Below are 23,822 nucleotides of genomic sequence, written 5' to 3'. Positions count from 1 at the left end.
GGGACTCGACTCACATGGGCTGCCGGCCCACTTGTGAGAGCGGACTAGTCTCGTCGCAACTGCACCGCCACCACCCCCCGTCACCCTGACGCACCCCTCATGCATGCCGGGTACACAGTCGGAACGCCCCTGGAGACTCCGCATGAACCGCAAGACTTTGGCGCTGTCAGCCGTGGCCGGCCTGCTCACCCCGGCGCTCGCCGGGTGCGGTGGAGCCGACACCGGAAGCAAGGGCGGCGCCATTGTCATCGCCACCACCGACCAGTTCACCGCCACCAAGGACGCGCCGGCGCCACTTGACCCCGCCTACACGTATGACACCAGCGCCTGGAACCTCCTGCGTCCGACGGTGCAGACCCTGATGATCCAGCCCAAGGGCGACGGCGATCCGGTGCCGGAGGCCGCGCAGAGCTGCTCCTTCACCGACAAGGGCAGCGAACGCTACGTCTGCAAGCTCCGTGGGGGCCTGCGGTTCGCCGACGGGGACGCCATCACCGCCGCCGACGTGAAGAGCTCCATCGAACGATCCCTGCGCATCAACGCCGACACGGGTGTCTCCGCCCTGCTGAACACGATCGACACGATCGAGACCCAGGGCGACCGCGAGATCGTCTTTCATCTGAAGTCGGCCGACGCCACGTTCCCCTACAAGCTCACCACCCCGGTCGCGGGTATCGTCAACCCCAAGAACTACGCCGGGGACAAGCTGCGGGACGGCTTCGACGTGGACGGCTCCGGCCCGTACACCTTCAAGGCCGTCGTCAGGGACAACACGATCGCCAGCGTCACCTACACCAGGAACCCCCAGTACCGGGGCAGCCTGGACGTGAACAACGACAAGGTCGTGATACGTGTCTTCGCGGACGCCGACAGCATGGCCGCCGCGATCGAAAAGGGCGACGTCGATGTGATGGCCCGCACCATTTCGCCGGACCAGATCGCCAAGCTCGACGCGGGCACCGACAAGCACGTCGAACTCCTCGAGCTGTCGGGCCTGGAGATCCGGTACCTGGCCTTCAACACCAAGGCGGCCACCGTGGAGTCCAAGGCCGTCCGCCAGGCCATGGCCCAGGTCATCGACCGCGCCGCACTGGTGGCCAAGGTTTACAACACCCAGGCCAAGCCGCTTTACTCGCTGGTCCCCGCCTCTCTCACCGGTCACATCAACTCGTTCTTCAACAAGTACGGCGACCCCAGCACCGCGAAGGCCAAGGCCCTGCTCACGCAGGCCGGCATCACCGCCCCGGTGAAGCTGACGCTGCACTACACGACCGACCACTACGGTTCGGCGACCAAGCAGGAGTTCGAGACCCTGCGCAAGCAGCTCAATGACAGCGGTCTCTTCGACGTCACCATCCAGGGCCATCCCTGGGCGACCTTCCGCCCCGCCGAACAGAAGGGGGCGTACGACGTCTGGGGCATGGGCTGGTTCCCGGACTTCCCGGATGCCGACAACTTCGTCGCGCCCTTCCTCGACAAGCACAACTTCCTTGGTTCGCCCTACTCGAACACGAGGATCCAGAACAAGCTGATCCCGGAGTCCCGGCGCGAGGCCGACCGCCTCAACGCCAGTAAGCCCCTGGACGAGATCCAGGACACCGTCGCCGAGGACATACCTGTCCTGCCGCTGTGGCAGGGCAAGGAGTACATCGCGGCCCGGGACGACATCACGGGCGTCGCGTACGCCATCAACTCCTCCTCGGTGCTCCAGGTGTGGGAGCTGGGCCGCGGTGTGTCGGACGGGTGAGACGGACAACCGGGACCCGGGGGAGATCGGGAAGCGCGCCCTGCCCCTGAGGCCGGGTGGTGGGCGTCCCCCGCAGGTCACGTGCGAGCGGTGAGGTTTCCCGGCGCGGCGCGACGGGCCCCGTTCTCGTTCCCGTGCGTCCCGGGTGTTCCTGTCATGGGCCGCGACGACATCCCGCCGTCACGGCGACGAAGTCGGCGGCCTCGCCGAGCAGATACCCGCTGCCCTCTCATCCCGGAACGGAAGCAGCATGGACATCACCACCGAGTCCCGCGGCTGCGGGCTGCATTTCGTCCAGCGGATCGGCATGCAGCGGTGGGCCGACGAAAACGGGAGCTGGCAGGCCCACAGCGTGCGGCTCGACCTCATGGACGGCCCGCGACGGCTCACTCGGTGCAAGCTGGCGGTACCGCCTCGGCTGGCCGAGGACTGGTCCCGCATGGCGGTGCAGGAGCTTGAGCCGTGGGCGCGAGCGCTACGCGAGCTGGCGGCTGTGATCGACGTCCGCAGTCGGCTGGCCCAGCTGGTTCCCGTGGTGGTCGGGGCTGCGGAGGCCGAGGAGAACGAGTGGGAACCCCGGAGCTACGGCAGTGGCGACACGCCTGGCGCGGCGCACTGGCGGGGCGAACTCGCGTCGCGGCACCGTGCTCTGCTGGCCGCGGCTCCCGAGGTGACGGCCCATCCGATCAGTCCTGCCTGGGAGCAGCCCGCCCGCTGCCGGCCGGCGGGGTGGGTGCGGCGCAGACGATGGCGCGCGAGCTTCTCAGCGCCTGGGCCGGGATCCGTGACCTCCGCGGCCCGCTGATCACCTGGGCGGTGCGGGAGGCCGGGATGACACGCACCGATGTGCACGACATCACCTCAGTGGCCCGAGGAACCATCAACCGGCTGCTGCAGAGGCGTTCTGTGCAGGACGCTTAGCGCCGGCTGGGTGCCCGGCCGGCGCGTCGCCGCGGGTCAGGCGATCGCCGCAGGAACGTCGTCCGGGTTCGCCGGTGACTGTGGCGCAACCGGGGCCGTCGGCGCGGGGATTGCGCGTATCTCGCTCAGCAGCGAGGTTATCGCGGCCATGATCTCCTCCGTGGCCTCCCGCCACACCTCCGGACCCGGCTCCCTGCCGGCGAAGCGTGACAGGTCCACGGGAGGTCCCACCAGCACCTGATGGGTTCCACGGGGAAAGACCCTGCCCATCTTTCCGTACGGTGGCAGCAGAAGGTTGGCGCCCCACTGTGCCACGGGTATCACCGGGCACCCGGTCTCCAGCGCGACCCGTGCGATGCCGGTCTTACCGCTCATCGGCCACATGTCAGGGTCACGGGTGAGTGTGCCCTCCGGGTAGAAGACCACGCCCTCGCCCGCCCGGACGGCGGTCGCCGCCGCTTCCAGCGCCGCCAGCGCTCCCGCCCCTCCGCGGGCGACGGGGATGTGCTTCATGGCGTGCAGGAGCCGGCCGAACGTCCCCTTGAACAGCGTCTGTTTCGCGAAGAAGCGCGGTGGGCGTCCGGTGGTGTACTGGAAGTAACCGTAGGCCAACGGATCGACATAGGAATTGTGGTTGACCGCCGCGATGAACCCACCGTCCGCGGGAATGTGCCGTGCACCCGCCCAGTCCCGTCTGAACAGCACCCACACGATGGGCCGCGCGATCGAGGCCATGGTCCGGTAGGTGATTCCGATCTTGCGGCGTGGCATATGTTTCCTCGCATGAGACATGTTCAGGAGCACGGTAGCTTTGTATATCATCCGCTGATGGACTGAAACTCGGATATGTATCCTTTGGTACGGTTTGGTGTATATCCGCCATGCATCGAATGCCCCTGACCGGGAAGTAGAGTGACGCCCGTGCGCGTCCTGCAATCGTCCGGCACGGCACATCGCTTCCCGTATCTCCTGTGCCGCACCGCGGATGACTGTCTTCGTTGGAGAATCCATGAGCACCAAGCATTCCCTTTCGACGTGGCTCACACCGATGGAACCCATGCCGCGCCTGGCGGTCGCACTCGGCCTGAACGGTGACGAACTCTGGGTCAAGCGGGACGATCTGACCGGGCTCGGCGGAGGGGGGAACAAGGTACGCAAGCTGGAATGGACGGTCGGCGACGCCCTCGCCGCCGGAGCGGACACACTGGTCACGACAGGTGCGGCGCAGAGCAATCACGCCCGTCTGACGGCGGCTGCCGGTGCCCGTCTGGGCATGAAAGTCGTTCTGGTATTTCCCGGGACGGCGGACAGCGCGGCGGCCGGCTCCGGGAACCTTGTGCTCGACAGCCTCTTCGGCGCGAGCGTCTTCTGGTCGGGGGAGACGGACCCCGGCACCATGGGCGCCGTCGCCGAGGAGGTGTGTGCACAACTCCGTGAGCGCGGTGCGCGTCCCTATGTGATTCCCTTCGGCGGATCGAGTGCGCTGGCCGCGCGAGGATATGTCGAGGCAGGCGATGAAATCCGCATGCAGCTGCCCGATGTGGAGCATGTCGTCGTGGCGCTCGGCTCCGGCGGCACCATGGCCGGGCTCATCGGCGCCCTCGGTGAGGACCGCGTGCTCGGTGTCGACTGCGGGGCGGTGGCGGAACCGGCCGATGTCGTCGCCGCGCTCTCCAGCGAGCTCACCGGTCGTGACGTCACGGCCGCATCGCTGCGCATCCGCCTCGACCAGGTCGGCCCCGGGTACGGAGTGCTGCACGAGCCCGTCATGGAAGCAATGAACGCGACCGCGCGAGCGGAGGGCATCGTCCTGGACCCCACGTACAGCGGGCGGGCCATGGCGGGCCTGATGGCCGCGGTGCGCGACGGCGACATCCGTCCGAGCCAGCGCACCGTGTTCCTCCACACGGGCGGGCTTCCCGGTCTCTTCGGGCACACGCAGACGGTGCGGCGCAGCGTGGCCGCACTGGACTCGGTCACCTTCGGCTGATCTTCACGGCCAACCGAACCCGGTCCCGCGGTATTTGGGCCGCCCACATCCGGTGCGGCAGGACGAGCTGACCGCCGCCGTGGTGGCCACCGGCGTGCGGTGCGATCGGCTGGGAAGGCCCCGATCCCGTCGGCGTCGCCGCTGTCTGCTTCGTGGCCGCCCCCCTGAATCCATCGGTCGCCGAGCCGGCCGGGATGACCGCGTCGCCGTGGACGGGGGTGGACCGTCCGGGGCCCGGGTGGCCCCGCGGCCCGAAGTCACATGGCCAGCGCGAGCGTCACGGCCGTGACCACGGAGGCCGGTGTGAGAACGACGGCCGCCATGGCGTTGGCGCGCGTCTCACGGTTGGCGTAGTCGCCGACCTGGATGTGGTAGCCCACGGCGCCGAGCATCACGAGAGCGAAGCCGATGGCAGCCGCGATGCCCACGGGCTGCCAGAAGAGACCGATGGTCAGACCCACCGTGGCAGCGACCTCGGACAGTCCGATGAAGCGGACGAGACCTGCGCTCAGGCCCATGTGTGACTGCAGTCCGGCGGAGACCTCGCCCTTCAGCACACACTTGGGGGCGCCGGCGGACAGGGCCACGAGAGCGAGGAGCACGCTGAGAACTGCGGCTGTGATGTACACGTCTGGTTCCTTTCTCGGGACCGCTTCGGGAGCGAGCGGCCGCGGGTGATTCTCGGGTTGGTCGTCCGCGCCGCCGATCGCTCCGCCTCGCCGTCGAGCGCGAATCCCCGGCCGGCCATCGACCGGGCCCCTCATCGCAGTCAAGGTGATCAGCTTTTACTTGTTACGTCAAGCATATGTGGTGGGAGTGGCGTGCGGGTGCCCAGGGTGTGGGTGGATCGCCGGTGGTGCGCCTGTCCGTCGCCTGGCGAGCGTCGCGTCCGTGAACGCCTTCACCGCTGTCTCGCTGTGGGACGCACCTCGGTGCGTCGGGGCTCGGAATCAACCGGGAATGCGAATTCGCGGCGGCGCGGACCGGGTCGCCTTTCACCGGTCGCCGGAGCCGTAGTCATCCTCGAACATCGCCGCTGAAGACTTTTACTGCGGTGAAAAATCCTCAGCCTTCGGGGTATTCGAGCGCGAGGGTCACCGTATTCCGAGAATGCTCGGACCGCTGCGCTTCCACAATAGTTGATTGCAGTAACAAGTAAAATTTACCCCGCCCGTGCGTATCAAGTCCGAGGTGGTCCGGCCTGGCAACTTGCCTGCCAGCCACGGCAGTTATGCGTCCGCTCCTGCGGGATCGAAGGGCGGAGGATGCAGGGCGCGGCGCGTCCCGGGCGGGCCGTGGACGGCCCACAGATCCTCACGGATTCTTTCCCACGCGCCCACCCCGATTTGGTCAGGGCGGCATCGTTGTGGTCTTCTTCCTCGGCACTTCGAGGGATATCGGGAACCAGTGGATCGGTTTGTGTTCCTCGTTCGGCTTTACTTCACGGAGTCAGTAATGAACCAAATCCCCCCGCCGGCGGACGGGAAAACGGACGTAACCCCGAGCCGGCATGTCGAGATTGCTCTCGATCGCGGCGGCCGGGGGACACGATGAGCGCCATCTCCGTCTGGTCCCACCGGGTCCGCCATACGACACATGACGTGGTGACGTGCAACTCGTCGGCTGCCACTGGGAGCCCCGGTTCGACGTCGCGGCTGCGGAGCGTCGCCCTCGTCCTGGCGGCTGTCTTCGCCTACTTCGGCGTTCGAGGACTGACCGACAGCTCCCGGGCCCGGGCCATGCACAATGCCGCGTGGGTCCGATCCGCCGAGCGGCATGCGCACTTGAACTGGGAGTCGTCGCTGCAGAGCCTCGTCGTGGGCCGGCACGCCATCACGGCCGTCCTCAACTGGATCTACATCTTCGGCCACTGGCCCGTCATCGCGCTGACGCTGCTGTGGCTGCTCCATCGGAACCCCGACCTGTACGCACGGACGGTCGGCGCGATGCTCGTGTCAGGAGCGGTCGGCCTCATCACCTTCGCCGCGTTCCCCGTGGCCCCGCCACGGCTGGCGGAGCTCGGCATGACCGACACGGTCACCCGGCAGTCCCACGCCTACCGAGTGCTCCAACCCCCCGCCCTCACCGACCAGTACGCCGCGATGCCGAGCCTCCATGTCGGCTGGAACCTGCTCATGACACTTGGCGTCCTGGCTGCCACTCGGAGCGTCTGGCTTCGTGTCACGGCGATCGCCCTCACCGTGGCCATGGACGCGACGGTCGTGCTGACGGCCAACCACTATGTCGTCGACGCCGTGGCCGGAGCCCTGCTGGCGCATCTCGGCTGGCATGCCGCCGAACACCTACAGGCACGGCGTCCAAGCAGGCTCCGCACGGGACCCTCCAAGCACGGTGTCCCAGGCCGGTTCGCGGGGCCGCCGGGCGAGGGCGGAGCAAGGGTGGCTGTCGGCCGGCCCTAGCCGAATGCGGGCGGGACGGCATCTCGGTGGCCCCGGCAAGGTGAGCAATCAGCTGCCTGCCATGTCACAGCGAGCGTGACTCATGTCCGAGTGTCACGCGTCACAGATGCGAACCCGTGCACCCGGAGGGTCCGTTTCGCGAGATGGAGGCCGATGACCTGCACGACCGAGGAGAAGCACGATGACCGCGACCGCCCAGAGCAGCACGCCGACCGTTGACGTCGGCGTTCTGATACCCGTGACTGTTCATTTCGACGACCTGGACCAGATGGGTTTGCTCCACAACAGCCGCTACCAGGTACTGGTCGAGCGGGCCTGGGTCGCGTTCTGGCGGGATCAGGGGCTGATCCGTGCGGGTGGCCTCACAGATGACGCCTTCAACGTCGTCAAGGCCTTCACCATCACCTACGACCTGCCGATCACGGCCTTCGGTGAATACGCCGTGCACCTGTGGACGGAACGGATGGGCAGGACCTCGGCCACCGTTCACTATCGCGTGTGCTCGACCGACGGTGAGACGACGTACGCACACGGCACCCGTACCGTCGTCCGTGTCGACAGCACCACGCTGTCGCCGACGCCCTGGTCCGACAAGGTACGGGAGATCGCCCGGACCATCCAGCGGCCGCACACCGCCTGAACTCCGTGCCATGGCACGGAGTTCAGGCGGTACCGCGCGGGTGTCGGCGGTGTGGTGGCCACACCGCCGACAGAGCCTGCGCGCTGCTCTTCGTGCTACTTGCGCTTCAGGGTGAAGTTGCTGGTGACCGTCGCTCCCTTCTGGATCTTCACCGTCGCCACGGTCGGCTGGTAGCCGTCCTTCGCGACGATGACGGTCAGCGGATTGTTACGGGTGTCGAGCCACAGCGAGTACGTGCCGTTCGCGCCCGTGGTGAGTGTGTAGGCGGAGGCCCAGCTGTCGATCTGCACGGTCGCCCCGGCCAGCGGCGCGGTGCCGCCGGAGGCGGTGGCACCCAGGACGGTGCCGGTGATCTTGCCCCAGGTCTTGGGCGGGTTGACGTGCAGCGTGACCGGGACGCGCGGTACGGAGTACGGCGTGTCGGTGCCCACGGTCAGGGCCGCGTTCAGGGCACCGGGCTGGGTCACCTCGGGTACCGAGGCGTCCAGGGAGACGGTGACCGTCGTGCCGGCGCCGGGCTGGAGGGTGAACTGCTGAGTGCTCTCGTTCAGCCAGGAGACGTCGCCCGACCCGGTCTGGTCGTAGCCGGGCAGCAGTTCGACCTTCGAGGTCGGGGTGGAGGGGGCGACGCCCCCGCCGACCTTGAAGAAGCCGGGTGCGCCACCGCCGCGGTAGGTCGGGACGCTGGGGTTGGGCAGCGCGCTCCAGGTGCCGGCCTTCGGGTCGAAGGCCTGGCTGCGGTTGCTGAGGGCGCTGTTGGCGACGCCGCCGGCCAGCAGCAGCTTGCCGTTGGCCGCGGTGTAGGCCGAACCCCACTGCGCGGCAGGCATGTCCGCGAGCTGGGACCAGGTGTCGGTGTTCGGGTCGTAGACGTAGGTGTGGGAGACGTCGTTGTTGCTCGCGCCGAGGCCCCCGGCGCAGTAGAGCAGGTCGTCGACGGTGCCGCAGGCCTGCCAGGAGATCGGCTCGGGGTAGGCGGCGATCGCGGACCAGGTGTCGCTGTCGGGGTCGTAGACGCTGGCGTCCGTGGTGCTGCAGGAGCTGGCGCCGCAGCCGCCGATCATGTAGAGCTTGCCGCCCAGGACGGCGCTGCCGGCGCCTGCGTACGGCTTGGGCGCGGGTGTGCCGGTGGTCCAGCTGTCGGAATTCGGGTCGTAGATCTCCAGCTTCGGGTCCGGGTTGCCGCTGGTTCCCCAGCCGCCGACGGCGTAGAACTTGCCGTCGATGAAGCCGTGCGCGGGGTCCTCGCGGGTGTCGGAGGCGCTCGCCAGCTTCGTCCAGCTGCCGGCGACCGGGTCGAGGACGTACATGTCCTTGCTGTCGCTGGTTCCGGTGAATCCGAAGGCCGAGTAGACCTTGCCGCCCTGTGTGCCGACGGCGTTGTCCATGAGGGCGCCGGGGAAGTCCGGTGCGGCCTGCCAGGCGTCGTCGGCGGGGACGGCCGCGGGCTTGGCGGTGTTCTTCGCCGCGTGGGCCTTGCTCGACAGCGCGGTGTAGTCGCCCTTGACGGTGCGCAGCGGGGCGCCCTTGCCCTGCTGCGTGAAGCCGCCGGACTGTTCGCCGATCTGGACCGTGGCCGGTGCGCCGCCGGTGTTCTTGACGGTCAGCTTCTGTGACTTGGAGCCGCCCCAGGCGACGGTGGCGTCGACCGCGGCGGGGGTGACGGTGATCTGGCCTGCCTTGAGTTCGAAGTTGGCGGCGACGGTGTTGTCGGCGCCGACCTTCACCGCCTTGGTCAGCGCGGTGTACTTGGATTTGGCGGCGGTGAAGGAGTGGCTGCCGAAAGTGGTCGAGAACAGGGAGTAGAAGCCGTCGGGGAGGTTGGGGTCGTCCGGCGTGGCGACGGTGGTGACCTGCTCGGCCGGCTTGTCCTGGCTGGTGACGGTGGCGCCGACCACGCCGGTGGCGGTGTTGGCGTCGGTCACGTTGCCGACGACGAGGGCGCCGGGGGCGGTCGTGACGTCGCGGTTGCCGATGAAGACGTTGTCGACGGACCACCACCAGCCGAAGTGCGCGGTGAAGTGGAACCGCAGCCGTACCGCGGATCTGCCCGCGAAGTCGGCGAGGGGGACGGTGATGCGCTGGCCCGGGAAGATGGAGGATCCCGCGGCCCAGACCTTGGTCCAGGTCTTGCCGTCGTCGGTGGTGGCGTCGACTTCGGCGGACTGGTTGGTGAACTGCTGGTACTGGGTGTTGAAGGCCAGTTCCGGGTTGTCCATGCCGGTGAAGTCGTAGACCGGGCTGATCAGCGAGGTGTCCTGGGACGCCTCGCCGCCGAAGTGATCGCTGTCGGCGACGGCGAACCCTCCGTCACCGCCGGTGCCATTCCCGCGGTTGGAGGGGTCGTCGAACTCCCAGCCGCCGGTGGTGCCGTCGGCGTTGACCACGCTCCAGCCGGCCGGCGGGGCGTCGGTGGCGTCGAAGGGCTCGGTGGTGCCGCTCTCGTGGACCTGGTATCCGGGTGTACTCGTCGCCCACGAGTCGACGGGGACCGAGAAGCCAACGGTCTGTGCGGAGTCGCCGACGGTGATCTTCTTGGTGACGGGCTGGTAGCCGGTGGTGGTCGTCGCGACGTGCAGGGTGTAGGTGTGGCCCTCGGGCAGGTCGAGGCTGTAGGAGCCGGTGGCCGGGTCGGTCCACACGGAGCCGGGCACGCCGTCCGCGGTGATCTTGGCGTAGAGCGGCCAGCCGTGGCCGGAGCCGTCGACGACCTTGCCGGCGACGGTCTGGCTGGGCACCGGGTCGAGGGAGAAGCTCTTGGTCAAAGTGGCGCCGTCGTCGACGACGACTCCGCTCGCGGAGCCGCTGGCGTAGCCGAACGCCTCGACGCCGACGTCGTACGTGCCGGTGGGCACGGTCAGGGAGTACGCGCCGGAGGCATCGGTGTGGGCGGTGTTGGTTCCCGCGCTGATCGTCGCTCCGGCGACGGCCTTGCCGGTGGCGCTGTCGGTCACGGTGCCGGAGATCACGCCGTGCGGGCCGCTGCGGAACGCGGAGAGGCCGGCCGGGGTGCCGAGGCCGGTGGGGCCGTCGTAGCCGTCGGTGCCGTTGCACAGGTACGACGGTGTGCAGGTGCCGTTGCTGCCGGTGGTGATGTCGTTGATCCCGCCGCCCGCCGTGTACGGGTAGGAGTTCGGGTAGGTGCCGGCGACGGGGGTGCCGGCGGCGGCGTACACGGACGCGATGAGGGGTGCGGAGACGCTGGTGCCGCCGTAAACGGCCCAGCCGCCGTTGCCGTAGGTCTGGTAGACCGCCACGTCCTCGGCGACGGCGGAGACGTCGGCGAGTGCGCGGTGGTCGCAGCCGCTGTCGTGCTGGAACGCGGGCTTGGGCTCGTACTGGGAGCAGCCCGAACCGGCGAGGTTCCAGGCGGATTCGGTCCAGCCGCGCGGGGTGGAGGCGTCACGGGTCAGGGTGGTGCCGCCGACCGAGGTGACGTACTGGGAGGCCGCCGGGTAGCCGACGCCGTAGGCGTAGTCGCCGGTGGACGCGGTGATCGCCACGCCGGGGTGGTTGTAGTGGGCGTCCAGCGTGGTGGTCTCGGACGGATCCTCGCCCTCCCCGCCGCGGTAGTCGGTGCCGTAGGAGTTGGAGACGAACTTCGCGCCGAGCGCGACCGCTTCGTCGACCGCGGCCGACAGGCTCTCGAAGCTGTTGTCGTCCGCCTCGACGAGCAGGATGTGCGCGTTGGGCGCGGCCGCGGAGACCATGTCGACGTCGAGCGAGATCTCGCCGGCCCAGCCGGGGTCGGGGGCCGGGTAGTCGGTCCCGCCGCGCTGGTCGACCTTGTGGAAGCAGCCGTTGTCCGTGGTGCAGGCCGGCAGCCCGTACTGCTGGCGGTAGACGGCCAGGTCGGTCTCGACGTTGGGGTCGTCGAAGGCGTCCACGATGGCGACGGTCTGCCCGCTGCCGCCGTCGGCGGGCAGGTTGTAGGCGCTCTGGAGGTCGGTGGCGCCATAGCCGTTGGGGGTGTCGGCCGCGCGCATCAGGCCCTTGACGGGTTTCACGTCGGTGCGGCGCAGGGCGAAGCAGGAGAAGTGGCTGCGTTTGGGGACGTCGCAGGCGGGCTCCAGGAGCGGATGCGCGCTCGTGGCGTCCGCGGAGGCGGAGGAGGTCGCGGGGGCGGCGGCCGACGCCGGTGCCTGGAGGCCGAGCAGCGCCATGGCGGTGGCGCCGAGGACGGCCAGGCCGGTGGATATCGGTCGTCTGGGACGGAACTTGGTTCTCGCTGGTGTGCGCAACGTGTGACTCCCGTGCGTTTTGTGCAGGGGTCGACCCGTACACGGCTCTCGGGCGACGGTGAACTTCTGGTGTGTTCACCGGGGGCCAATTAACGGGTTGTGTATTTCCCGTGTCAATCAGTTGCCTTCTGTGACCACGGTGACTGAGCGTCAGAACTGAGGCATCGACAGGGTGTCCTCGGTCCGCGATTGACGGGTGTTCCGTATGGAATGAGGGATTCTGTGCGTTCGCTGAGCGGACGCGATGCCGTGGGTGAGGGCCCGTGCGCACCGGGATGTGTCAGGGGCGTGAACACGACACGGCGGCAAACCGCCACTCCTCCGCGTCGTCCGGCCCCTGGCTGGTTCTCTGTGCTGGTCAGCATGTCTGTGCCGAACGACGCCGGGCTCCGCCCCCGGCTGGAGTCGTTCCTGCCCGTACAGCGCGCGCCGGACCCGGGTGACGGCGCCGCCGAAGAAGGCTCCCGCCGCGTTCGTCGTACCGCCCGAGGCCGGGCAAACATGTGCGGAAACCCGCTCGGGGTGCGTCGTGGGCGGGCTCGCTGGTGCCGGCGTCCGTTGCCGAGCCCGGCGAAGCCGAGGACACCGCCGTTCTGCCGGGTGCGCGCCACTTCACCGGCTCCTGGTACGGCCACAGCGACGACGTGCGCGAACTGTCCCATGACAGAGCCTACTTGAGCCATGCAGGAGTCGGGTCGTCCGGGGCTCGACCGGACCCGCGGCCCGGTTCAGGGACTGATCGGTGCGCGCCCCCGGCTCGCTGCCAGGGGACCGTCCGCCCGCTCCTGATCCAGCTGCCACCAGCCACGGCCGGCGGCGAGCACCCCCGCCTGGAACCTGCTTGTCGCGCCCAGCCGGCCGAGCAGCGCCTGCACCCGGCGCTGCACGGTGCGGTGGCCGACTCCCAGCTGGCGGGAGATGGCCTCGTCCGACATACCCATGGCCAGCAGGGAGACGATCCGCCGCTCCTCGTCGCTGACGAACTCGTTCGGACCGATCGGCACAGGTCTTCCGGGCATGTAGGGCTGTGCCTGCGCCCACAGCGACTCGAAGAGGGTGGACAGCGCGTCCAGCAGAGCGGAGGGCCGGACGAGGATGCACGCGTCCAGAACCTGAGGAGTGGCCAGCAACGGGATCAGCGCCGCCTGGTCGTCCGCGATGATCAGTTTCATCGGGGCCTCGGGCAGGAACCGGACCTCCTCGCCCGCGGTGATGTCGACCTCCAGCCGTGCCACCACACCCGGCATGCTGAGGGTGTGACGTGCGTGGATGAAGCGGCTTCGGACGTCGCGTCCGGCCACGGCGGTGGCGGAGCTGACCCGTTCGCCGTCCGTCGCCTGGGCATAGGGAGGCGCGTCGATGCCGCGGAGCTCCCGCTCGGCGCGTTTGAACAACTGCTGCCCGCAGCGTGCGACCCCGTCGCGGCCGGTGACCACCTCGATCAGCGCGGTCGAGTCGCGGCTGCGGCGGGCCTCGCGATGCCGTTCCGTCAACTGTCCGGTCAGGGCGCGCACCTTGTGGATGTCACGCTCGCGGGCGAGCAGGAGCACCTCCAGGGCGTGCTCGGGCGGGAGGGCGGTGTACAGGGGCGGGCTCCCGGTCAGCCGCGATATCAGGCCGCCGTCCTCCAGCCGGACCAGGGCGGCGACCGCGGCATCGGGCTCGATGCCGGTGCGGCGGCACAACTCCCCGACGGCCATGGGCGGGTTGTCGACCAGGATGATGTACAGCGCCTCGGCAGGCTGGTCCAGCCCGAGAACTTCCAGCATGGTCACCTCCGACCACAACCTAGCCTGTGACAGGCCCATGATCGTATGGCTGACGATCACTGATTCCGGTCACCTCTCGGCCAAGGCGGCCCGATCTCGGACGAGCACCGCAGTGCGACAGCGGCGACGGTCACGAGGACTGGATCAGCCGGTGGGAATCGTCCACCGCTGGCCGGCCGCGCCGGTGCAGTCCTGGAGGGTGAGGGGCGTGCCGTCCAGGCACAGGTCCGATCGGGGGTTGCGCAGCTCTCCGTTCGGACCATGGACCCACACCCGCTACCGGCCGCAGTGGTCACCGAGAAGAGATGCATGTGACGAATCGAGTGAACACATGCGTCGTCGAGATCCACCCGGATGCGGCCGGGCCGCACGGATCACAGGGCGCCGACCGAGCCGGCCCCGAAGGCGTGCGGCGGCCCGGCCGTGCAGCGCTGAGCACGTCGGACGAGCCCCTACCCCCGGTGGGTTTCCAGCAGGCGCAGCCAGACCTCGCTGATGGTGGGGAAGGCGGGTACGGCATGCCACAGCCGGTCGACGGGCACTTCGCTGACGATCACAACGGTTGCCGAGTAGAGGAGTTCGGCGATGCCGGGCCCCACGAAGGTGGCCCCGACGACGACGCCTCGGTCCAGGTCGATCACCAGGCGCGCCCTGCCCTGGTACCCCTCGGCGTACTGGAACGCACCGGCCACGCTGCCGAAGTCGTTGTCCACCACCTTGATGCGCAAGCCGGCATGTTCGGCCTCGCGCGCGGTCAGCCCGACGGACGCGACCTCCGGGTCGGTGAAGACCACCTGAGGCAGTGCCGCACTGTCGGCGGTCGCGGTGTGCTTTCCCCAGCGGCCGGTGTCGACCGGCTCCCCGTTCGCACGGGCCGCGATGACCGGACCTGCGATACGTGCCTGGTACTTGCCCTGATGAGTCATCAGAGCTCGGTGATTGACGTCGCCGACCGCGTAGAGCCAGCCGTCCTCGATGGCGGTGACCTGGAACGTGTCGTCGACGGTCAGCCAATCGCCCGGAGTGAGGCCGACGGCTTCCAGACCGATGTCACCGGTCCGGGGTGTCCTACCGGTCGCGAACAGGATGTCGTCCGCCTCCAGCCGCCCTCCGTCGGACAGCACGACGTGCACGTCGCCGTCAGGGCCGCGCGGCCGGGTGACGGAGGTGACGGAAGCACCGAATCGCAGGTCGACACCGGCCTCGCGCAGGGAGTCCGCGACCAGTTCACCGGCGAAGGGTTCCATCCGCACCAGCAGCCCCTCGCCACGCACCAGCATGGTCACCTCGGAACCGAGAGCACGCCAAGCGGTCGCCATTTCGACGGCCACCACGCCTCCGCCGACCACGACGAGACGGGCGGGTACCGTGTCGGCACCGGTCGCCTCCCGGTTGGTCCAGTGGCGCACGGTGTCCAGGTGGGGAAGGTCCGGCAACGCCGTGTCGGTACCGGTGCAGACGGCCACGGCGACGCGGGCGTCGAGGCGGACCGTCTGCCCGTCGGGGGTGCTCACCACGACGCGGCGTGGTCCGTCGAGTCGTCCGTGGCCCCGTACGAGGTCGACCGACACGGATTCCAGCCATTCCACCTGGTCCTCGTCATGCCAGTGATTGACCATGTCGTCGCGGTGCGAGAGGACGGCGGCCACATCAAGGGGACCGTCGACCGCGTGCCGCAGTCCCGGCACGCGTCGGGCGTCCGCGCGTGCCAGTACCGGCCTCAGCAGTGCCTTGCTCGGCTCGCATGCCCAGAAGGAGCACTCACCGCCGAGCAGTTCCCTTTCCACGATGACCGTGCTCAGTCCCGCGGCACGGGTCCTGTCAGCGACGTTCTCGCCGACGGGACCTGCCCCGAGCACGACGACGTCGTAGGTGCGGGAGGTGTCGCTCATGGCTGTTCCTCTGTCTTTCTGGCCGCGTGGTCGGTGGCGCCGCCGGGGGGTGCAGTGGGACCGCTGTGAAGGCTCGGGCTTGAACGATAGGCACAAGGCCGTGGCCGACAACTGAGGCGCGCGAGGCCGTCGGGAGCTTCGGCCCACAGCCGGCCGGCTCGGGACTCGCCGCCGTGGCAGGGCCCAAGGGCGGCACGTGCCGTGCTGCGAAGCGGTCGACATGTGTCATGGTTTACTCTCACACCCGGAGGCCGCGCGGCTGCACAGCTGCGCCGCCGTCTGCTCCTGTGTCACCAACTCGGCTTGATTTGTCGGTGGTTGATGCCAGGGCCGTGAGGGGGTGCGTCGGAGGCGTCCATCGCGGTACTTGCGCACCCGAAGACCGACTTGACAAACCCACGACGCCGAAGCAAGTGTTTGACGGTACAAGTATGAGATCGCGTGTGGGCATGCCGCAATGCGAACCGACTTCACGCCTCCGAACCCAGGAGACGACATTGAGCCCCATCGGCGTGGCCGTCCACGCGGCGGATCCCATCACCAGGCTGAGTCTGGCCGCATACGTCAGGCAGCAGTCCGGTCTGATTCTGCGCACCGGCGGCGAGACGGGGGACACCCACGTCGTGGTGGTGGCCGTCGAACGGATGAACGTGTCGGCTCTTGACCTCCTGAAACAGCTGTCCGCCAAATTTCCGGCTTCCGGTGTCCTGGTCATCGTCGGCCAGGAATGGGAAGTCGATCCCCAGGCGGCTGTGGCGGAGTCCGTGAGGTCCTGCGAGTGAGCACCGTGGTGGTCAAGCGCTCACCGCGTCGCGAGGGTCCGGACGTGCCGGAGGACGAGGTCGAACTCGCCGAACCCCCAGTACTGGGGGAACCGGCGACGGCCGACTTCGGTTCCGTGCTGGCCTACTTGCCGATGGGACTCGGCGCCGTCGCCATAGTCCTGATGTTCTCGGCGAGCCGTGGCGGTCCGACGACCTACATGATGTCCGGCATGATGGGTGTCGCCATGGTCAGCATGAGCGTCAGCCAGCTCGGCCGCAACGGAGCCGATCGCAGGCGGCGCATGCGCGCCGAACGACGTGACTACCTGCGTTACCTGGCGCAGCAGCGCCGGCTGGCCACGCAGGCCGCGACCGCCCAGAGGGCCGCCGTGACCTGGGACAACCCTGCCCCTGACGACCTGCTGACGCTGGCTCTGGGACCCCGGGTGTGGGAACGCAGGCCAGGGCACGACGATTTCGCGCGGGTACGGGTCGGAGTGGGGACCCGGAAGGCGGCGTTGGAGTTCCTTCCGCCGCGCACGAGACCCGTGGAGGATCTCGAACCACTGTCGGCGATCTCACTGCGCCGGTTCACCAAGACGCACCAGACGGTGACCGGGCTGCCGATTCCGGTCTCGCTGCAACGCTTCACCAGTGTGGAGTTCGCCGGCGACGGCGCTTCCGTGCTGGAGCTGATGCGGGCGATGGTCGCTCAGCTCGCCGTCTTCCACTCGCCGGACGAGCTGCGGATCGCCGTGCTCGCCGACGCCGCCGGCCGGGCCGAGTGGGACTGGGTGAAGTGGCTGCCGCACAACGCGCACCCGCAGGACCAGGACGCCGCCGGACCGGTGCGGGTCGCCGCCGAGGACCTCGACGCGCTGATGGAGCTGCTCGGCCCGGACGTGCGGGACAGGCCGGACCACGACCCGGAGTCCTCGCCCAGCACGGCAGAGCCGTTCGTGGTGGTCATCGCGCAGGGCGTGCGCATCCCGGCCTCCTCCCGGCTGCTGGGGGCCGGCGTGCGCGGACTGGTGGTCCTGGACGCCACCGGGGCCATGCACGGCGGACGCGACGTCCTGCGGCTGACCGTCCGGGACGGCGAGGTGGAGTATCCGTCGGGCGAGGACACACTGTCCGCCGAGGCCGACACCCTCAGCCCGCTGCGTGCCGAGATGCTGGCGCGCACGATGGCGCCCATGCGTACCGGCAGCGGACTCGACCTGGCCCCGGATGCGTTCGCGGCGCCTCTCACGTGTTTCCACCGACGCGTCCGCCTCGAAGGCGCGGCCGCTCCCGGCTCCCTCGGGGTCGGGCCGTGTCTCCGCACGATGGCATCGACACCTGACGCGCCAAGTACCCCGGTGATGACAGGAATTGACGCGTCGTGAAACATGGCCCCGTGCGACTGCGGTTGCAGTCGGTCAGGGCTCGTCATGCTCACACATGGCAAGCCGCATACCCATCGAGTGGATCGAGTGTGTGTGAGACGTCATACATGGATACGGACGGGAACAGCGTCGCGCGGGCGTCGGTGGGCTGCCGCGGCCGCGGCGGTCACCGCGCTGGTGTGCTCGGCGGTCGCGAACACGGCCCCGTCGTCGGCGGCCCCGGTGCTCGACGCCTCCGGCCCGTCCCAGCCCCCTGTCACCCAGCCGACGGGGAAGGCGAGCTCCGGTGAGAGCGTCGCCCGGCTGCACCAGGAGGTGATCGCCGGAACACTGCTCGACCACCACGGGACACGGGACGTCTGCCCCCGGTGTCACGCCAAGGTCGTCACCGAGGACGCCGACGGGAAGACGCTGCTGCGGTCCACTGCCCCGGCCGGTTACGGCCCGGCCGACCTGCAGGCGGCCTACGGGCTGCCCGCCGTCTCCCGCAGTACTCGCACGATCGCCATCATCGACGCGGGTGTCTATCCGACGCTGGAGCAGGACCTGGCCGTCTACCGCAGCAAGTTCGGGCTGCCGGCGTGCACCACGGCCTCCGGCTGCCTCACGCTGATGAACTACGACGGCGGCAAGCAGCCGGCTCCCCAGAGCGGTACCCAGGGCAGCTATCTGGAGGAGCAGGTCGCGCTCGAAACGGCCCTCGATCTCGACATGGCCTCCGCCGCCTGCCCCTCCTGCCGTCTCCTCGAGGTCTCCATTCCCTGGCAGGACGCCCAGGACGACAACGACGTGTCCACCGAGGACTTCGCCCGAGCGGTGAACACCGCCGTGGAAGCGGGTGCGTCGGCGGTCAGTCTGAGCTACGGCTACAGCGCCGACGTCCAGAACACGCACGGTTTCCGCCGCAGCGCCCTCGACCACAAGGGTGTGGCCATCACCGCGTCCACGGGCGATGCGGGTTTCAACAGCGGCGTTCACCAGCTGTGGCCGTCCGCCCTGCCGTCCGTGATCAGCGTGGGCGGTGTGACCCTGCCCGCCGACACGGAGCAGCCCAGTGCGTGGTGGGCCGCGGGAAGCGGCTGTGAACAGGCATTTCCCGCCGCCGTCGGTCAGCCGTCCGCGGCCACGTCCGCCTGTGGCGGTCAGCGGGCGGCCTCCGACATCGCCGCGGACGCCGATCCCGCCACAGGTGTGGCCGTGTACGACACCTACGCACCCAGCAGCGACGACCCCTACAACTGGGTCGTGGCCGGCGGCACCAGCGCGTCAGCGCCCTACGTGGCCGGGCTGTTCGCCCGCGCGGGGCACCTCTCGGCGGTCGACGGACCCCGCAGTCTCTACCGGGCGCCGAAGAGCGACTTCACGGACATCACGAGCGGCAACAACGAGGTCTACCACCAGTGCGCTTCCTACCCCGACATCAGCTCGGCCCTGTGCACCGCGGGACCGGGCTGGGACGGACCCACCGGTCTCGGTGTCCCGCACGGGCTGGGCGCCTTCTGACCAGGCGAGTCCCCCGGGGGCATGTCAGCTCGGCCATTCCTACATGATGTGGAGGTACCTCATGCGTCTCAATTCCCGTGCGGTGGCTGTCGGGGCAGTGGTCGCCGCGACGTTGCTGAGCGGCACGGCGGTGGCGAACGCGACGATGGGCGACAGCGCGAAAGCCGTCACCGCCGGCGTGCGGCAGGCGCCGGCGAAGGCGGCGACACCGCGTCCGTGCACCATGGACGACGTCTCGTTCTACTTCGGTGGCTACACCGCCGGTCTGAGCCGACGCAGTTTCGACGTGACGCTGCTCGCCCATGACGGCGTCGTCTGCACGCTCAAGGACACGCCGCTGATCACGGTCAAGGGCGCCGTCGACGAGGACAAGCCGGTCCCGGTCAGTGTGAACGGCCGGGGCGGCACCCTCGTGCTCAGGCCCGACTCCCCGCTGCACACGACCGCGGTCTACAACGTCTCCGACGCCACCGAGCACACCCTCAAGGTGAGCTCCATGACGCTGGCCATGCCCGACCACACCAGCCGCAGCACGTATTTCTACGCGCCGGGTGACACCGAGATCTACCAGGCGGGCGTCACGTTCAGCTCCTGGAGCACCGGGATCGGACTGGGGCAGGGCGAGGAGTCCTACTGAGCCCTCGCTGATCCCGTACGCGGCCACCTCTCGTTCCGCGGCGGACCGGATCGGTGAAGTGCGCCCCGGCACCGGTGCCGGGGCGCAGACCGGTGGCCGTCATGACATCGCCACCGCTCGGCCGCTCAGCCGATCGTGTCGGTCAGGCCGACGGACAGGTAGGTCTGCCGGCGCTGGTCCTTCTCGCTGCGCCACGGTTCGACGAGTTCGAGGAGGGTGCTGGTCTTCGGGTCGATGATGACCTTGGTGGTGCCGACGCCTCCGCGGTAGGCGAGTTCCGTCCCGGTGCGCCCGGTGCTGTCCTTGACGGTGCCGACGACGCTCACTCCCTTCAGACGGCCCGGTGCCCTGAACAGGCCGCTGCGCAGCCGCGGACTCGCGGGGGCGTCGGCGAGGAGGGCGCCGGCCTGCACGAAGCCGAGCGTTCCCGCGTCCTCGTCCTCGTCCGCGGAGGCCTTGGTCGTGGTCTCGATCTGCCGCAGCAGCAGCGCCGGGTTCGTGTCCAGGCCGTCCAGACCGAACAGCCAGCCCCGTGCGGATCCGCGGGCAGGGTCGAACGCGCGTCGGGCGGCGAACGCCTGCAGCCAGGCCTCGGCCAGCAGATCGTCTGCGGCGCCGGGCATTCGCCGCGCGAAGTAGCCGTGCAGGGCACCGAGTACACCTCGACCGGGGGCATGAACGCCGCCGGGTCGTCGGCGGACATGGACAGCCGGATGTCACTGTCACGAACGCCGGACGCGTCGTGCTCCGATTCCACGGAATCTCCGTCTCCGACGTCCCACGACGGTCTCACCCCGTACTTGTCACATCGCGCCGCTCGCGTTCGCACCGGTCTGCGGTTCAGGACCGCCCGGCTGTCCGCAACGCCCGTGCGGGGACGGTTCGTTGTCGTGGCAGGTAGTTGAGTGATCTTCGTGACATCGATGTCACTTGACGTGGACCGTCCGGGTCAATGTAATTGTCGTGGCAAGTGTCTTGTTTATGGTTTCCCTGTGTAATGCGTTCTGGGGGACCTTTGAGGTGATTTTGATAATGCGCAGAAGTCGCAACCGTGTGTGAACGGCCCGACGCAGCCATTCCCTCTCCCGTGATGCGTGCCCTTCACTTTCCCGCCGACAAGAGGTGACGATGCATAAGGATGTCCTCTTCACGGGCTCAGTCTTTACTGCGTGATTCGGAAACTTCAGAGATCTCTCCGACGCGTGACTACGTCCTGGACGAACTTCCGGCAGACCTCGCGGCTGTGGCGCAGGAGCGCATGACCCTCGCGGATCTCGCGGACAAACAGAGCGGGGTGTTGGAGCAAGCGATCCCCGGGATTTCGCTGCTCGATGACTTGGCCGCCGCGCGCGTGGCGCAACTCGATCTGCTCTTCATGCTCGCAGGGTTCTCCGCCTTCGGGGTCCCTGGGTCCGAAACCGTTCCCCGTCTGCTCACCGACACCATATCCGGCCAGTGCGCGAGGTTCCCCGAGCTGGATCCGCACATGAGCTACGAACTCCTGGTGGACGTCAACAGCGAGGAGTGGGAGCGCCACGGGCGCATGCGGGTGTTCTCGGAAGGCGAGACCGGGCGTCTGGAGCGCGACTTCTACCTGGGGCACTATCTCGCGGAGCCCAAGGTGCGTGCGGCGTACCGGCAGATCTGCGCTCTCCTTCTCGAGCCCGATCTCGCTGAACCGGCCGTCCTCCTGGGCGGAGCACTCCGGCAGCTCGACGAATTCCGTCTCCTCATGGTGCAGTACGGCAAGCTCTCGAAGGATTCTTTCAACTCCTTCCGCCGGTACCACATGGGTCACCCGGGAGGGCCGCGAGGAGCGAGTGGCGCCTTCATGCCCAGCGTCCAGTTGCTCGAACTGGTCCTTTTGCCGCCGACCGAGGAGTACGGCGTCTACCTCGATCAGTCCATGCCGTACTTCCCGGTCTGGGCAAGGCCGCTGATAGCCGAGTGGCGTAAGAGGTCCGGGGACGGGCTCAACGTGACGCAGGCGGCTCTCGATGGTTCCCTGAAGCTCGACCAGGAAGCCGCCGGCGCCCTGCTCCGCGTGATCGACAAGTTCACCGATTTCCGCATGATTCATCTCGGGGTGACCAAGAAAGTGATCCCGGATGCCTTCACCGGCGGGGACGGACTGACCAGAAAAGAAATAGCCGTTCAGGGAGAGGAGCGGAACATTCTGGGTGGAGAAAACCCTGGCACGTCAGGCTTCGACGTCCGCAATGTACTCACCAATTCGGTCTACCGTCTCCTCACCGTGCGTCAGGAGATCCAAGCCTTCCACGACATGACGGACTGAGCCGGGAGACCATATGAAGAATCCTCGCGCAGTCGTTGTCGATGCCTTCAACACCTCCTCCGGATTCACGGACGCATTCGGGGCGGTCGGTGCCGACGTGGTACAGGTGCAGAGCACCCCGGAACTCCTGCCCGGCGTCACCCCCGTGGACCCATCGCGGTTCAGTCACACCCTGGTGCATGACGGAGACATCGACGCCCTCACCGACCGGGTGGCTTCCTTGCGGCCCGACGCCGTGCTGCCCGGGCGTGAGTCCGGCGTGGAACTCGCCGACGTTCTCTCCGACAGGCTGGGTCTGCGGTCGAACGGAACAAAGCTCAGTCGGGCGCGCCGCGACAAATACCTGCAGATCGAGCGCGTCCGGGCACAAGGTGTCCCCGCGGCGCGGCAGATCCGGACCGGCGACGAGGCGGAGCTGCGCGCCTGGCACGAGGACATCGGCGGCACGGTGGTGGTCAAGCCGCTGCGCGGTGGTGGGGGTGAGGGCGTGCGGTTCTGCGACTCACCGGCTGATTCGGCCGCCGCCCTGACATCGCTGTTGCACCAGGTCACCACGCTCGGCGGACAGATCGACAGTGTGGTGGCCCAGGAGTATCTGGTCGGTGCCGAGTACATCGTCAACACGGTCAGCTGCGACGGCGTCCACGATGTCACCGATGTCTGGAGCACCGACCGGATCACGGCCAACGGTGTGCGGGATCTGGTCGTCACCCAGGTGCTGATGCGCTCGGACGACCACTTGCTCCTTGAGCTGGTTCCCCATGCCCGCCAGGTTCTCGACGCGTTGGGCATCCGGCACGGTCCGGCACACGTGGAGATCAAACTGACGCCGGACGGCCCGCGTCTCGTCGAGGTGAACGCCCGGATGTCGGGGCTTCCCTACTACGTGGCGGATGCCATCGGGGAGGGCCAGCTGGAGTGGTCCGTCGACGCGTATCTCAGGCCGGAACGCTTCCACGAACGAGCCGGAGCACCGTACACGCGCCGGAGCGCGTTCGCCTGGGCGGCGCTCGTCTCACCCGTCTCGGGCCGCCTGGTGCGATATCGCGCACTGGACGAGATCAGACGGCTGGAGAGCTTCCGGGACATGACGGTCGTCGTCCGACCGGGAGAACGCATCGTGCCGACCACATGGGACCTGGGATACCCGGCGACCCTGACCTTCAGCCACGCCGAGGAAGCGATCATGCGACGCGACCTGAACACGCTCCGCTTCCTGGACGGCGAGGCGATGTACGAGGTGGAGCCGGACTGACAGGAGCCTGGACCTCACGCCGGATCACGGCCCTGCTTGCGTGTTCCGAACTGGTTGACGCCGGCCTCGGCCGCGCAGGCCGAGGTCATGGCCGGCCACGATCCGGGGCACAGGTCCAGTGCAGCCGCCACGCAGGCGGCAAGGACGTGCTGCCGACACCGGCCCGAACTCAAGGGCCGACGCGCGTGCCGGGCAGTTCACACATCCCATTCTGCCGGGCCGTCGGGTTGCTGGGTGTGGGGGAGCCAGATGGTGAACACGGTTCCGTTGCCGGGTCGGCTGTCGGCGGTGATGGTTCCGCCGTGTGCCCCGACGAACTGGCGGACGATGGCGAGGCCCAGTCCGCTGCCGCCGGTGTG

18 protein-coding genes are annotated in these 23,822 nt (G+C 68.6%); 11 read left to right on the top strand and 7 right to left on the bottom strand.

What is annotated here, in order from left to right:
* The first annotated feature begins 142 nt into the window (after positions 1-142).
* Both JF597_RS29620 and JF597_RS29615 read left to right on the top strand, forming a co-directional pair.
* Entirely contained in the window at positions 143-1,747 is a 1,605-nt protein-coding gene (locus JF597_RS29620; RefSeq protein WP_294002351.1) for an ABC transporter substrate-binding protein, read from the top strand.
* Between the two features lie 250 nt (positions 1,748-1,997).
* Positions 1,998-2,552 carry a hypothetical protein gene (locus JF597_RS29615; protein ID WP_294002350.1) on the top strand — a complete coding sequence of 185 codons (555 nt, stop codon included), beginning with the start codon at positions 1,998-2,000 and terminating at the stop codon, positions 2,550-2,552.
* 152 nt (positions 2,553-2,704) lie between these two features.
* On the opposite strand, the gene JF597_RS29610 is transcribed toward JF597_RS29615, so the two are convergent.
* Entirely contained in the window at positions 2,705-3,439 is a 735-nt protein-coding gene (locus tag JF597_RS29610) for a lysophospholipid acyltransferase family protein (RefSeq protein ID WP_294002437.1), read from the bottom strand.
* A 238-nt stretch (positions 3,440-3,677) separates the two neighbouring features.
* Here JF597_RS29610 and JF597_RS29605 point away from each other — a divergent pair, with 238 nt between their 5' ends.
* Positions 3,678-4,658: a D-cysteine desulfhydrase family protein gene (locus tag JF597_RS29605; RefSeq protein ID WP_294002349.1), complete on the top strand. Its 981-nt coding sequence runs from the start codon at positions 3,678-3,680 to the stop codon at positions 4,656-4,658.
* 257 nt (positions 4,659-4,915) lie between these two features.
* Here the strand turns inward: JF597_RS29605 and JF597_RS29600 are convergent, their stop codons facing one another.
* A complete protein-coding gene (locus JF597_RS29600; RefSeq protein ID WP_294002348.1) occupies positions 4,916-5,287 on the bottom strand; it encodes a DoxX family protein in 372 nt (123 codons plus the stop codon).
* A gap of 921 nt (positions 5,288-6,208) precedes the next feature.
* On the opposite strand from JF597_RS29600, the gene JF597_RS29595 reads away from it, so the two are divergent.
* Positions 6,209-7,078 carry a phosphatase PAP2 family protein gene (locus JF597_RS29595; RefSeq protein WP_294002347.1) on the top strand — a complete coding sequence of 290 codons (870 nt, stop codon included), beginning with the start codon at positions 6,209-6,211 and terminating at the stop codon, positions 7,076-7,078.
* A gap of 181 nt (positions 7,079-7,259) precedes the next feature.
* Complete coding sequence (locus tag JF597_RS29590; RefSeq protein WP_294002346.1) at positions 7,260-7,718, top strand: acyl-CoA thioesterase; 459 nt, start codon at positions 7,260-7,262, stop codon at positions 7,716-7,718.
* A 95-nt stretch (positions 7,719-7,813) separates the two neighbouring features.
* On the opposite strand, the gene JF597_RS29585 is transcribed toward JF597_RS29590, so the two are convergent.
* The 3 genes from JF597_RS29585 to JF597_RS29575 form a co-directional block, all read right to left on the bottom strand.
* A complete protein-coding gene (locus JF597_RS29585) occupies positions 7,814-11,959 on the bottom strand; it encodes a carboxypeptidase regulatory-like domain-containing protein (protein WP_366916462.1) in 4,146 nt (1,381 codons plus the stop codon).
* 728 nt (positions 11,960-12,687) lie between these two features.
* Entirely contained in the window at positions 12,688-13,728 is a 1,041-nt protein-coding gene (locus tag JF597_RS29580; RefSeq protein WP_294002344.1) for a LuxR family transcriptional regulator, read from the bottom strand.
* Positions 13,729-14,180: 452 nt separating this feature from the next.
* Positions 14,181-15,620, bottom strand: a complete 1,440-nt coding sequence (locus tag JF597_RS29575) for an NAD(P)/FAD-dependent oxidoreductase (protein WP_294002342.1) — start codon at positions 15,618-15,620, stop codon at positions 14,181-14,183.
* Positions 15,621-16,117: 497 nt separating this feature from the next.
* Here JF597_RS29575 and JF597_RS29570 point away from each other — a divergent pair, with 497 nt between their 5' ends.
* The 4 genes from JF597_RS29570 to JF597_RS29555 all read left to right on the top strand — a co-directional run bounded on the left by JF597_RS29570 (position 16,118) and on the right by JF597_RS29555 (position 19,912).
* Complete coding sequence (locus JF597_RS29570) at positions 16,118-16,402, top strand: hypothetical protein (protein ID WP_294002340.1); 285 nt, start codon at positions 16,118-16,120, stop codon at positions 16,400-16,402.
* Entirely contained in the window at positions 16,399-17,772 is a 1,374-nt protein-coding gene (locus tag JF597_RS29565; RefSeq protein ID WP_294002338.1) for a hypothetical protein, read from the top strand. Before JF597_RS29570 ends, JF597_RS29565 begins: the two co-directional genes overlap by 4 nt.
* 93 nt (positions 17,773-17,865) lie before the next feature.
* Complete coding sequence (locus JF597_RS29560; RefSeq protein WP_294002337.1) at positions 17,866-19,275, top strand: S8 family serine peptidase; 1,410 nt, start codon at positions 17,866-17,868, stop codon at positions 19,273-19,275.
* A 61-nt stretch (positions 19,276-19,336) separates the two neighbouring features.
* Positions 19,337-19,912, top strand: coding sequence for a hypothetical protein (locus JF597_RS29555; RefSeq protein WP_097227996.1), 576 nt, complete (start codon positions 19,337-19,339; stop codon positions 19,910-19,912).
* Between the two features lie 125 nt (positions 19,913-20,037).
* Here the strand turns inward: JF597_RS29555 and JF597_RS29550 are convergent, their stop codons facing one another.
* Positions 20,038-20,535: a sigma factor gene (locus tag JF597_RS29550; RefSeq protein ID WP_294002336.1), complete on the bottom strand. Its 498-nt coding sequence runs from the start codon at positions 20,533-20,535 to the stop codon at positions 20,038-20,040.
* Positions 20,536-21,170: 635 nt separating this feature from the next.
* On the opposite strand from JF597_RS29550, the gene JF597_RS29545 reads away from it, so the two are divergent.
* Both JF597_RS29545 and JF597_RS29540 read left to right on the top strand, forming a co-directional pair.
* On the top strand, positions 21,171-22,208 hold the full coding sequence (locus tag JF597_RS29545; protein WP_294002335.1) for a hypothetical protein: 1,038 nt from the start codon (positions 21,171-21,173) through the stop codon (positions 22,206-22,208).
* Positions 22,209-22,221: 13 nt separating this feature from the next.
* Positions 22,222-23,463 carry an ATP-grasp domain-containing protein gene (locus JF597_RS29540; protein ID WP_294002334.1) on the top strand — a complete coding sequence of 414 codons (1,242 nt, stop codon included), beginning with the start codon at positions 22,222-22,224 and terminating at the stop codon, positions 23,461-23,463.
* A gap of 197 nt (positions 23,464-23,660) precedes the next feature.
* Here JF597_RS29540 and JF597_RS29535 read toward each other — a convergent pair.
* A partial coding sequence (locus tag JF597_RS29535) for an ATP-binding protein (RefSeq protein ID WP_294002434.1) occupies positions 23,661-23,822 on the bottom strand: 162 nt, incomplete at its 5' end.

This window comes from Streptomyces sp., from assembly GCF_019510245.1.
In the GTDB taxonomy this organism is placed as follows: domain Bacteria; phylum Actinomycetota; class Actinomycetes; order Streptomycetales; family Streptomycetaceae; genus Streptomyces.
Note: the sequence above shows the minus strand (reverse complement) of the source record. Positions and strands in the feature narration are given on the sequence as shown.